This is a genomic window from Paraburkholderia sp. BCC1884 (genome assembly GCF_900996225.1).
Classification (GTDB): Bacteria; Pseudomonadota; Gammaproteobacteria; order Burkholderiales; family Burkholderiaceae; genus Paraburkholderia.
Map to the genome: position 1 here is coordinate 25,607 of NZ_CAAJGL010000063.1, position 12,099 is coordinate 37,705.

The window sequence follows — 12,099 nt, forward strand, 5'->3', positions numbered from 1 at the left end:
TGACGCTTGCTGATAGCAAAAGAGATTCGCCGTCTCCCTGGATTTCACCTGACCTATCGGTCCTGCGAGCCCTCAAAACAGCGCAAACCCTGTCCGGATATTTTTATATTTCACTTTGTAAGGCGCTCCAGCGCCGCCATGGCACAGGTCGCAGCCCGGATCAGCACTCTTCAGCTTTCGTACAGAACTGCTCGCGCACGGCGGTTTAGATTGGTTGCAGCCACTCACTGTGGCAACGGCCACCGCCAGCCGTCGAAGCTTCGTTTGCTTCTTCAGTGACCGCAGTGTCTGCGTTCATCCCGATCTGGAATGAGCCCTATCCCGATTCAGGTCTATTTCGACCGTCTGGGAATAGCTAATGTATATCCGACGGCGAAAGACGACTGGCAACCCTTCAACTGCCTGTAGAGGAACATCATGGATCATCTGTTCACCCCGATCAAGCTTGGCGCCTACACCCTGTCTCACCGGGTCGTCCTCGCACCGATGACTCGCCTGCGGACCATCCAGCCCGGCGACATTCCCAGCCCGATGATGGCTGATTTCTATGGCCAGCGAGCGTCGAAAGACGGTCTCGTACTCATCGAGGGCGTTAGTACTTCCATCGTTGCCAGGTCGTACCTGGGCGCCGCGAGCTGGTTCGACGACAGCCAGAACGCCGGTTGGGAAGCGATCGCCCGGGCCGTTCATGCAAAAGGTGGCCGGGTCTTCATGCAGTTGATCCACGGTGGACGGCAAAGCCATGTCGAAATGACCGGCGGCGTCCCCCCGGTTGCTCCGTCGCTGGTGCCTTTCGAAGGCGTCGCATTGACGAAGGACGGCTTCGTTCCCGTGTCGCCCCATCGAGCACTGGACATAACCGAGATCCCTGCGATCGTGGAAGAGTTCCGCGTCGCCGCACAGCGCGCGCTGGACGCAGGTTTCGACGGCGTAGAACTGCATGGGGCAAACGGCTACCTCGTCGATCAATTCATCCAGGACGGAACGAACAAGCGTACCGATGCTTATGGTGGCCCGGTAGAAAACCGTGTGCGCTTTCTACGCGAATGCGTTGAAGCACTCATTTCCGTGTGGGGCCCGGATCGAGTAGGCGTACGTATCTCGCCCTCTGGCGAATGGGGCGGCATTTCGGATAGTGATCCCGAAGCTACTTTTAGCCATGTTGCAAAGGTTCTTAACGATTACGGCATTGCATACATGCACGTCATCGACCCCCGGATCAAAGGCGACGAAACGCTTCATGAAGGACATGCTCCGGTCGCGGCGAAGTCGCTGCGCTCGTTTTTCAAACATCCCATCATCGCTGCGGGCGGGTTCGACGGTACCAGTGCGGAAGCCCTGGTGGCCTCAGGAGACGCCGACCTCGTTGCGTTCGGCAGGCACTTCACCTCCAATCCGGATTTGCCATATCGCCTGAAGCACAGGCTCCCCCTGACACCGTATGTCAGAGCGGCATTTTGGGGCGGCACTGAAAAGCATTACAGCGATTTTCCCACCTACGACGGAGTCAGCGCGGCCTGAATGGGCGCCCTCTGTTTAATTCCCTCTTCGGAGACATTGATCATGACACGCAGTATTTTCTTTTCCAAAGCCGGCAGCCCCGACGTCCTCGAGTTCGTGGACACCGCCTTGCGGCCTCCCGCAGCCAACGAAGTCACCATCAGGGTCAAAGCGATCGGGATTAACCGTGCAGAATCCATGTGGCGAACCGATATTTATATCGAGCCCGTGACCTTCCCCGCCGGCCTCGGTTACGAAGCCGCGGGAATCGTTGAGGCAATCGGTGCGGAAGTGTCGGATATCGCGGTGGGCGATGCCGTCAGTGTGATTCCGTCGTTCTCCCAAAACCAGTATCACACCTATGGCGAAGAAATCGTCATGCCGGCATACGCCGTGGTGAAACATCCCGCATCGTTGACGTTCGAAGAAGCATCGTCGATATGGATGATGTTCATTACCGCCTACGGCGCTTTGATCGAAGATGCAAAAGTCGGCAAGGGCGACTTTGTCGTCATCCCCGCCGCGTCCAGCAGCGTTGGCCTCGCAGCCATCCAGATCGCCAATTACGCTGGCGCAACGACGATCGCACTGACGAGAACGTCGTCGAAACGGGCGCAGCTTCTCGAAGCCGGCGCGACGCATGTGATCGCGACTCAGGAAGTTGATTTCGTTGCCGAAGTGATGCGAATCACGGATAACAAAGGCGCCAACGTCGTATTCGACCCGGTCGGCGGCCCGGATTTCGCCAAGCTCATTTCGACTCTGGCCTTCCAGGGTATTGCATACATCTACGGAGCGCTTGCCGAAGAGGATACCGTCATTCCCGTGCTCACGATGATCGCGAAGATGCCGACCATCAAAGGGCACAATATCTGGCTAACCACCGGCGACGAGACTCGTCGCAAAGCAGCGGTCGAGTATGTCAGCAAGGGAATCGCCAGCGGACATCTGCGGCCTGTGATCGACAAGACCTTCGAGTTTTCCCAAATGATCGACGTTCACCGTTACCTGGAAAACAACGGCCAGTTCGGCAAGATCGTGGTGAAGGTCTGATCGATGGTTGCTGATATTCGCTGTTGTTAAGGCTCTCTCTTTCCAATAGAGATCATTGATTGTCTTGCAGGGTCGTCGTGGCTGGCGACCTGACTTTACAGGTAGCCGCGACTGGCTATTCTCCCTATCCGGCTGGGACTAATCGTCGGTACTCGGAACCCATCATGCCTTTATCCCTTCTTGCCCTCACGATCGGGGCGTTTGCAATTGGCACCACCGAATTTGTGGTCGTTGGCCTTATTCCGACCATCGCTAACGATCTTTCCGTGACACTCGCATCCTCCGGTCTGCTCGTGAGTTTCTACGCACTGGGCGTGGCCATCGGTGCGCCCGTGCTGACGGCATTGACGGGACGGGTACCGCGCAAGGCGCTATTAGTCTCGTTGATGGGACTCTTCACCCTCGCCAATCTGATGGCCTGGCAAGCGCCTAACTATGAAACGCTGGTAGTCGCGCGCATCCTGAGCGGTTTCGCGCATGGAGTCTTCTTCTCCGTTGGATCGGTGATCGCCGCGAGCCTTGTTCCAAAAGATAAGGCGGCCGGTGCGATTGCGACGATGTTCAGCGGACTAACCGTTGCCTTTGTAACGGGCGTCCCACTCGGCACGCTGGTTGGTCAGCATTTTGGTTGGCGAGCGACATTTCTGGTCGTGGCGCTCTTCGGGCTGATCGCCATGGTGGGCGCGCTGGTGTTCGTGTCCCGCGATATCGCCCATGCGCCACCGTCTTCATTGCGCCGCCAGGCACAGCTCTTTAGCGAACCGCGACTACTCCTCGTGTTCGCCATCACGGCCATTGGATACGGCGGCTCGCTAATCGCTTTCACCTACCTGGCACCAATCCTCGAACAGGTGTCCGGTTTCTCTCCACCGGTGGTGGGCGCCGTTCTTCTGATTTACGGCGTGTCTGTTGCCGTCGGCAATTTCTTCGGCGGACGGCTGGCTGATAACCGTGGTTCGATCGTGGCTTTAAAAGCGATTTTTGGTGTCCTCGCGATCGTTCTCTTTCTGCTGGACTTCACTGCCGCGCACAAACTGCCCGTTCTTCTGACCGTCCTCGTATGGGGTAGCGTCGCGTTTGGAAACGTGCCCGCGCTCCAGGTGTATGTCGTCAAACAGGCGGAGCGCTTCGCTCCGCATTCCGTGAACGTCGCGTCCGGGATGAATATCGCCGCGTTCAATCTTGGCGTCGCCGGCGGCGCGTCGGTTGGTGGCCTGATCGTCACGCACATCGGGCTGATGAACACGCCATGGATCGCCGGACTTTTCACGATTGTCGCTTTGCTGCTCACCACGCTCAGCGGAAGGATGGATAGTGAAAGCTCACCCTCGCCCTGCATGAAGTCAGAGACCGTTTGATGCGGCGCCTGGCATCTGCGACCCGGAAATGCAGGCTTCCGCGAACGCAGCGAATTGACGCGCCTTGCTGCTGGCAAGCCGTCCCGTCGGGTAGACCGCTGACAGCATGATGGTTGGCAAGAGCCAATCGTCCATTACCGAAATCACCTCGCCCGACTTCAGTTCAGGCGTGAAGGCCCATTCCGAAGCTACCGCTAGCCCCAGATTTGAAAGTACCGCCGCGCGTACCCCCTCGGTCGCAGTGATCTTCACCCTGCCCTGCAGCTTGACCGAGAGTTCGGCCGTGGACTTCCTGAACGTCCAGTCCTCACCTCCACCATCCCTCGTGTAAATCACCGCATGATGTGCCAGCAGATCGGCTGGCGCCTCGGGATATCCGTGACGTTCAAAGTATTCGCGCGTGCCAATGACACGACGGCGTGCTTCCCCGATCCTGCGTGCGGTCATGTTCGAATCGGCGAGTACGCCCATTCGCAAGGCCAGATCGACACCCTCGTCGACCAGATCGATGTTTCTATCGTCGAGCACCATCTCGACATTGAGATTCGGGTGCTGTTCGAGAAATTCCGACAGCCGGGGGACGATATGCAATCGTGCGAAACATACCGCCGCTGAAACGCGTAGCTTTCCCGAAAGCGCGGACAAAGTCCCTCTGGCGGCAACAACCGCTTCGTCCGCCTCTTCAATCGCGCGGCGGGCCCGTTGATAAAAGCTCGATCCGGCTTCCGTAGGCGTAAGCGCGCGAGTGGAGCGAAGCAGGAGCCGCACACCCAACCACTCCTCAAGCTGCGCTACCGATTTTGAAACTGCCGGCTGACCGATATCCAGATGTCGTGCTGCGGCAGAGAACGATCCAGTGTCAACTACGCGGATGAAAATCTCCATCGCCGCCAAACGGTCCATAACAATTCTCCGATGGAATAGGTGTTGTCCGATTTTGCACCTTTTGCGAAACGGCGTGAATATTTATCCAACCGGTCGCTTCGTCCATGGTCGAAATGTCACCGTCGACGGTGATATGACATCGAGGCAAATCTCTCCGCATCGAAAGACCTTCACGCGTCATCGGCATTCAGGCAGAAGATCGCGAATTCTTCACCTTCACTCAGCCAACGTTTCTCCACAGCCCAGCCTGACAGCATCGCCAATGCCGAAAACGAGTCGACGGTATATTTGTGAGAACTTTCCGTGTGGATGCTCTCTCCGACCTGAAAAATATAGCTGCGATCAGCCACGTCAACCGTTTGACTTTTTGTGCTGACAAGATGCATCTCTATGCGACTGAGTTCGCTATTCCAGACTGAGGTGTGTTCGAACGAGTCGAGATCGAAGTTTCCGTCCAGTTCGCGATTGATCCGCGTCAGCAGGTTTTTATTAAAGCTGGCCGTGACGCCTGTCGAATCATCATAGGCAGCCAGTAGCGTGTCTAGCGGCTTGACCATGTCTACACCGATGATGAAGCGCGAACCTCGTCCGAGCATTGCCTTCGCGGACGACATGAGGCGGATCGCATCATCCCGGCTGAAATTGCCGATCGTCGATCCCGGAAAAAAGCCGACCCGCGGGCCCTTCGGGAAATCAAAAGGTGTCTCTACCATCGTGACGAAGTCTCCCTCGACCGGCATCACCCGTAGCGATGGATAATCGTTCGCGATTCGTGCTGCTGCCGCAGCGAGCGCCGCGCTGCTGATATCGATTGGAACGTAGGTCCGTATGCGCGTCGCCGCATCGAGAAGAAATTTTGTTTTCTCACTGGCGCCGCTGCCAAACTCGACAAGAATCGAACTCGGCTTGATTAAGGCTGCTATGTCAGGCGCGATTCTCTCGAGAAGCTTTTTCTCCACCCGTGTCACGTAATATTCGGGGGTCTGACAGATTGCCTCGAATAACTCCGATCCCATTTCGTCATAGAAGTACATCGGCGGCGTGGTCTTCTGCGTGGCTGACAAGCCCGACGTAATCGCGTGTGCAAATTCTCCGTTTCCGCGATCGTCTTTGACGACCGGCCTGGCGTCCCGGGCAAGCCTGAGGCCGGCGAACATCCACCGCTGCGACGGGTAGTAGAAGTTCCGATAAGTCGGCCGGGCGTGGCCTGGCGCTGAAATTTGCGCCCCACCTCGTAGAACCATCTGTCCTACCATGAATTTGCCGTTGTATTCGCCAATGGCTCCGGCCGAAACCCTGAAGCCAGGATACGCGGAATACGCTGACTGCGTCCATTGCCAGACAGCAGCATCAGCAAGAGAAAGAATGCCTGCAAGACACGCGACTTCCCATTCTGCTTCGCTCGGGAGTCGCGCTCCTGCCCACGTCGCAAACGCGGCGGCCTCGTAGTAGCTTATGTGGCGCACGGGCTCATCGCGATGCACAGCCCTCATCCCGCCAGGCGTCATGGAACGCCATCCGCTTGCGCCCTCCGCCATCTCCCAGTACGCAGGCGCCTGCCACGACTCCGCCTGCACGACCGCCCAACCTTCGGAAAGCCACAGTTCCGGCCTGGAATACCCGCCATCGTTCATGAAGTCGATCCATTGGCCGTTGCTGACCAGGGTGTCGCAGATCTCGAACGGCTCGATCCAGACCTTGTGGCGCGGTTTCTCGTTATCAAACGCGAAACCCTCGCCGTGTGCGCCAATCTCCCGCAGGCCGCCGCTGTGCCGACGGAACACGCCCTCGATGCTGCCGGGCCGAGCCGGCCAGTCGGCGTCGAAGACTGGCTTTAAGGGCGATTGCGCAAAGAGATGCAGCAGATCCATCTGGAGAAGCTCCTGATGCTGTTCCTCGTGAGCCAGGCCGAGCCGTACAAGCGCTTCGACGTCTGGCCGGTCAGCGTCCGCAAGGAGCCATTCCATGTGCCTGTCGACATGCGAACGATAGGCCGAGATGGCGCCGGTTGACGGTCGAGTCAATAAGCCTCTCCGATGACGAGGTTGCCGTTTGCCGATGGCGTCATAGTAGGAGTTGAAGAGAAATGCGTACCCTTCGTCGAACACCTGGTAGCCGCGAAAATACGGCATCAGCAGGAACGTCTCGAAGAACCAGGACGTATGCGCCAAATGCCAGTTGACGGGACTGGCGTCGGGCATAGACTGGACTGCGCGATCCTCCGGGGAGAGCGCGGCGACCAGTGCATCGGTAGCCAGGCGAACTCGGCGGAACGCGGCGGCCAGATCCTCAGACGCGCCTTCTCTTACTGCACCGGGACTATCCTGGGTTCGGGTAACGGCGAATGTCGCTGAATGCTCTAGGTAGCTCATAAACTTTTTCCGAATGTATGTCCGTGGTTTTCCAGGTCCGCAATGCAGAGCTCTCAGCTCCAATGCATCTCGACCATCTTCCAGAACGATGCCGGCCGCTGTCATGCGGCAAACCTGACGAAAACTGAAATCTGCTGATTTGCACGTCTCACGCCTTCGGAGCTTGGCGTACAGGATGAATTGAAGATTCCGATAGAGCGGAACCTAATTCACATGCAGCCTGGTGGGGGACAGCGAAACGAGACTGCTGCGTGAGGGCAAGCAGTCGGCGGCTGCGTGGCCGCGCGGAGAAATCTCATTAGGCAAACCAAAAGTCGTTTGATCATGATGTGTTTCAGAACCTGGTCGAGAGCCATCGGCGAGCATCTGACTGCCTGGGATATGCCGGGTCATCAACAGTAGGGACTGGCTGAGTCCAATGCAAAGACCTTCGAAGCATTGCGTCATGCCTTTGCGGTATGCCCCAAGCGGATTGCAGGCTGGTATGTCTCAGCGCTTCAGCTTTTCGCAGCAAAGAGCAGCATCCCAAAGGTGAAGTGAATCCTGGATTGACTACTCTGCACTTGAGCGCGGTCACGCATCCAGCATCCACCCACGTCGCAGCCCTTCGCCATGAAACCCGATACTGCTGAATTCACCGAAGATCTTCTCGATCCCGATTCCGATCTTCCGGCCATCCAGGTTGGCACTTCGCACCTGCGGCGCGGCCCTGACACCGTGATAGTCGACGAGGCCGGCCAGCGCAACCCACTGTCTGTACAGTCCAGCCGAAAGCAAAGAAAGATTTCGACCGCATGGCAGACCATACTCGCGGATTTAACCGGGCAGCAGGCGGCCACACCTGGCGAGCCTCACCGAAACCTCGCGCTCCCATCCCGATCATCGTCACAAGGTTTCTGGTGCCTTTTGCGTCCGAGCGTCGTGTTTTCCTGTATCGAACGCCAAGGCAACGGTGCTTTGCTCGTGAGTTGGCACGATGCAACCGCAGGGCATTGTTCGGATCAGAGATGGACGCGACGTTTGGCGCGAATACGTGGGACCTGTGCTCTTACTGGGAAATACATCGCGCAAGGGATGCCGATCTTCAAGCCGACATCCCGTAACGCGCTGAACGCGGGGGCCATGTTTCTGGAAGCGTCGATCGACGAATACTTCTCGCAGCACGCGCTTCCGGATGACGCTCAAGTCCATGATCCCGACAAGTGCGTGACGTACACCGGAACCGGTGGATAATGCACCGATCTCATCCGCGCCGAGGCGGCCCTCCGACACGACCGGTCGATCTACGTATCGATCGATCATCGGCCCTGCCCTGGCGCTGAACCTGAAGCCCGTGCAACGCTGTCAGCAATGAGCCGCTATTCATGCCATTCCGATAGTCCACGTCGCTCTGCGTGAAGACAACCGTACCGCTCTGATCAATGAGATATGTCGCAGGAATTGGAACCGGAAACGTGCCTGTCGCGCGCCCCTTTGGCATGGGAGGCGTGTAGCCGAGTCGCAGGTATGTCGCCTGGAGTTCAGGGGGCAGTTCGAAGGTCAGGCCAAAATCGCGCATGAGCTTCAACTCCGGATCCATCAACCGCGGCACCGAGAAGATATCTGCCGACATGCCGCTCTCGGACAGCGGCAGGACGACCGCCCCTAATGCACCATCCGTTATCAAGCGGGCGAATGCATCCGAGATGTCGCGTAGCGAATCGTTTGTATAGCTGCACCATAGCCCACGCGTAAACCACAGGACGAGCGGCCCGCGATGCAGCAGACGGTCAACCGGCACAAGCCCGCCGTCCGTGTCCGGCAGGGAGAAGGCCGGCACATGATCGCCCGCACGCAACGCGTTACCCGACGCTGCAAACGCCGCCGCTACAGTCCTGGCGGCAATCGAATCGCCTGCGCTGTTATCAAACTGTTCCATGGCTGCCACCTCCCGTTCAGCAGACCCGCAGCACCGCGCCACGCGTCTGCTTATCTGTTTCAGACCGCTTCGACGTCGACAGCCACGTTGCTTTCGTCTTCTGCGACGGGGCGCTCGTAGGCCGGGAAATCGGAGTAATTTTTCTCATCGCCACCCCAGAAGGCTGCGCGCACGTACGGAGTCAACGGCAGGTTGTCTTTCAGGCGAACAGGCAAATCCGGATTGGAGGAAAAGTGCCGACCAAACGCAACCAGATCGGCAACACCGGACTCCACCACTTCCAGTGCGCTATCACGCTCAAAGCCTCCCGCCGCGATGATCGGGCCAGAGAAATGCGGCCGCAGATAGTTAGCGGCAACGGTCGGATGTCCGTGGTGCAAAGTGTCGTCGCCTTTGATACGCGGTTCGATCACATGCAGATACGCGATCTCATAGGAGTCCAGCACCCGCGCGACATGACTGAAAGTCGCTTCCGGATTGCTGTCGGAGATGCCACCCCACTCGCCCGAGGGAGAGATGCGCACGCCGACCCGGTCCGCCCCATAGACAGAGATCAACGCTTCGAGCGATTCCCGCATAAACCGCACGCGGTTGTCGACGGGGCCGCCATATTCATCCGTGCGCTGGTTGGTGCCGTCCTGAATGAACTGGTCGACCAGGTAGCCGTTGGCTGCGTGCAGCTCGACTCCGTCGAAGCCCGCCTTTTTCGCGCGCTCGGCCGCGACGCGGAAGTCTTCCACGATGCCCTTGATTTCGTCGCGTCCGAGCGCACGGTGCGGTGACACCGGAACAAAACCGTCCTTCGTGAGTGCGACGCCGTCGAAGGGTACCTCGGAGGGAGCCACCGGCAAACGGCCACCCGTTACATCGACGTGACTCTGGCGCCCGCCATGGATGAGTTGCAGGAACGCTATGCCACCCTTCGCATGGATGGCGTCTGCAATGGCTTTCCAACCTTCATGTTGACCGTCGTGAAAAATGCTTGCCGCGCCCAGATAGGAGCGAGCATGTTCCGAAATGCTCGCCGCCTCGATGATCTCCAGTCCGCCTTCAGAGGCTCGCTGTCCATAGAAGTCCGCCATCATCGGGCTGGGAATATCGCCGGGTTGAATCGTGCGAAGGCGTGTCATCGGTGAAAGTACAACGCGGTGCTTCAAGGAAAAAGCGCCGACTTTTACAGTGTTGAAGAGCTTGGCCATGATTGATCCTTCAAGTTGGAATAGACGCCGGGAACTCCGGACTGACGCATTGCGTTGAGTCGAAATGTAGCGGGGGCATGGCTCGCCCGATAGAGTCGAAAAGGCATGTGGCTTATTCCAGAACGGAAAGAATCAAGACGGGACCGCGGGAACAATCGCTATCGTCGATGGCAAACGGGAATTTCACTCGAAGTGCCTTGCGGGGTTCTCCTCCAGCCCAACAGGCTTCGCGCCGTCAGGACAAACGATCTTGCCGGAAGGTGCACCGAGCAGCCGTGTTTCCTCGCGGCGGCAGGCGAGATGACGTGAAGTCGATTTATGCCGACTTCGAATGGCGCTCATTCTCTTTCCTGCCTATGTTCGTCGACACCCGCCGCGTAGATTCGTCTCCATCGCGGCGCAGTGGTCACCTTAAGCGCTCGCCTTTTCCAACTGCGGAGCTTCTTATGTCATCTCCTGACGTCATCGACAGGCATCACGACGCCACAGCGTACGTTCCAGCCGATTCCTTACCCGTCGCCGGCCTGTTGGCCCTCGCAATGACGGGGTTCGTTGCCATCCTCACCGAGACCCTGCCTGCCGGACTACTGCCCGGGATCAGTCACGGTCTGTCCGTGTCCGAATCGTGGGCCGGTCAGCTCGTTACCCTTTACGCGCTGGGTTCGGTCGCGGCAGCCATACCGATGACGGTTGCCACGAGAACCTGGCCGCGTCGCACCGTCCTGCTTCTCGCGATCTCGGGTTTTCTCGTGTTCAACACGATGACTGCGGTCTCTTCGATTTACTGGCTGACACTATTCGCACGCTTCATGGCCGGGGTCGCCGCCGGCGTAACCTGGGGAACCGTGCCTGGCTACGCGCGCCGAATGGTGGCGCCGCATCTGCAGGGCCGCGCAATGGCCCTCGCCCTGGTCGGCACGCCGATCGCTCTCGCCATTGGCGTGCCGGCCGGTACGTGGCTCGGAGATCTGGTGGGCTGGCGCATCGCGTTTGGAGTGATGTCCGCGTTCACGGCCGTGTTAATCGTTTGGGTTCTCAGAACAGCGCCCAGATTACCTGGGCAAACAGTCGGAGCGCAACCCAGGTTGCTCGACGTCTTCATGCTTCCCGGAGTGCGTCCAGTCCTCTCGGTGATTCTCGCGTGGATGCTTGCGCACAACATTCTTTATACGTACATCGCCCCTTTCCTCGCACCCGCACATCTGACAACCCGCGTGGATGCGGTCCTTCTCGTGTTCGGCGGCTTCGCGATTGCCGGCATCTGGATTACCGGCGCGTTCATCGACCGTCGTCTCAGGACTCTGGTGCTGGCGAGCCTCGCGGCGTTCGCGCTGGCCTCCGCGGCGATGGGGCTGGATGGCCAATCGCCGACCGTGCTGTACATCGCCGTGGGCGTATGGGGACTGACGTTTGGAGGAGCGGCCACACTTCTGCAGACTGCCTCAGCGGATGCGGCAGGAGAAAGCGCCGCCGACACCGCTCAATCGATGATCGTAACGGTCTGGAACGGAGCGATCGCCGGTGGAGGGTTGATCGGCGGGATCATGCTTGAAACTACAGGTGTAGGTGCAATGGCATGGACGCTTCTCGCCTTGCTACTTCCGGCTCTTGGCATTGCCTGGATGTCGTGCGCTCATGCATTCAGGCCAGGCCAGCGCGTCTCACCCTGATAGTTGACGCGCGCGGCCAGGCCGTTCGCGTGGTTGAGCCGCGGGAAGCGCATCTTCTCGCGGCAGTAACAGAACCGCGCAGACGATCTCAGTTTGCGGGCAAGATGTTGCAGCCCCGCTCGGCTAGAGTGATCTGACCGCATC

At 58.6% G+C, this 12,099-nt stretch carries 9 protein-coding genes and 1 pseudogene; 5 read left to right on the forward strand and 5 right to left on the reverse strand.

Features of this window, described 5'->3' with window-relative positions:
* Positions 1 to 417 precede the first annotated feature (417 nt).
* From FQ705_RS04700 to FQ705_RS04710, 3 genes are all read left to right on the forward strand, one after another.
* On the forward strand, positions 418 to 1,521 hold the full coding sequence (locus FQ705_RS04700) for an alkene reductase (RefSeq protein ID WP_144138255.1): 1,104 nt from the start codon (positions 418 to 420) through the stop codon (positions 1,519 to 1,521).
* A gap of 42 nt (positions 1,522 to 1,563) precedes the next feature.
* A complete protein-coding gene (locus FQ705_RS04705; protein WP_144138335.1) occupies positions 1,564 to 2,553 on the forward strand; it encodes a zinc-dependent alcohol dehydrogenase family protein in 990 nt (329 codons plus the stop codon).
* A 164-nt stretch (positions 2,554 to 2,717) separates the two neighbouring features.
* A complete protein-coding gene (locus FQ705_RS04710; RefSeq protein ID WP_144138256.1) occupies positions 2,718 to 3,911 on the forward strand; it encodes an MFS transporter in 1,194 nt (397 codons plus the stop codon).
* On the opposite strand, the gene FQ705_RS04715 is transcribed toward FQ705_RS04710, so the two are convergent.
* From FQ705_RS04715 to egtB, 3 genes and pseudogenes are all read right to left on the reverse strand, one after another.
* A complete protein-coding gene (locus FQ705_RS04715) occupies positions 3,897 to 4,814 on the reverse strand; it encodes a LysR family transcriptional regulator (protein WP_144138257.1) in 918 nt (305 codons plus the stop codon). The two genes, FQ705_RS04710 and FQ705_RS04715, sit on opposite strands and share 15 nt — an antisense overlap.
* Positions 4,815 to 4,966: 152 nt before the next feature.
* Positions 4,967 to 5,872: an L-histidine N(alpha)-methyltransferase gene (egtD, locus tag FQ705_RS34895; protein ID WP_409934681.1), complete on the reverse strand. Its 906-nt coding sequence runs from the start codon at positions 5,870 to 5,872 to the stop codon at positions 4,967 to 4,969.
* A gap of 51 nt (positions 5,873 to 5,923) precedes the next feature.
* Positions 5,924 to 7,168, reverse strand: a pseudogene (gene egtB, locus FQ705_RS34900) (ergothioneine biosynthesis protein EgtB); the annotation flags it as partial.
* A gap of 612 nt (positions 7,169 to 7,780) precedes the next feature.
* On the opposite strand from egtB, the gene FQ705_RS04725 reads away from it, so the two are divergent.
* Positions 7,781 to 8,401: a DUF3331 domain-containing protein gene (locus tag FQ705_RS04725; RefSeq protein ID WP_144138259.1), complete on the forward strand. Its 621-nt coding sequence runs from the start codon at positions 7,781 to 7,783 to the stop codon at positions 8,399 to 8,401.
* Between the two features lie 10 nt (positions 8,402 to 8,411).
* On the opposite strand, the gene FQ705_RS04730 is transcribed toward FQ705_RS04725, so the two are convergent.
* On the reverse strand, positions 8,412 to 9,086 hold the full coding sequence (locus FQ705_RS04730) for a peroxiredoxin-like family protein (protein ID WP_144138260.1): 675 nt from the start codon (positions 9,084 to 9,086) through the stop codon (positions 8,412 to 8,414).
* 59 nt (positions 9,087 to 9,145) lie between these two features.
* Positions 9,146 to 10,285 carry an alkene reductase gene (locus FQ705_RS04735; RefSeq protein WP_144138261.1) on the reverse strand — a complete coding sequence of 380 codons (1,140 nt, stop codon included), beginning with the start codon at positions 10,283 to 10,285 and terminating at the stop codon, positions 9,146 to 9,148.
* 446 nt (positions 10,286 to 10,731) lie between these two features.
* Here FQ705_RS04735 and FQ705_RS04740 point away from each other — a divergent pair, with 446 nt between their 5' ends.
* Positions 10,732 to 11,955 carry an MFS transporter gene (locus FQ705_RS04740; RefSeq protein ID WP_144138336.1) on the forward strand — a complete coding sequence of 408 codons (1,224 nt, stop codon included), beginning with the start codon at positions 10,732 to 10,734 and terminating at the stop codon, positions 11,953 to 11,955.
* Positions 11,956 to 12,099: the final 144 nt, after the last annotated feature.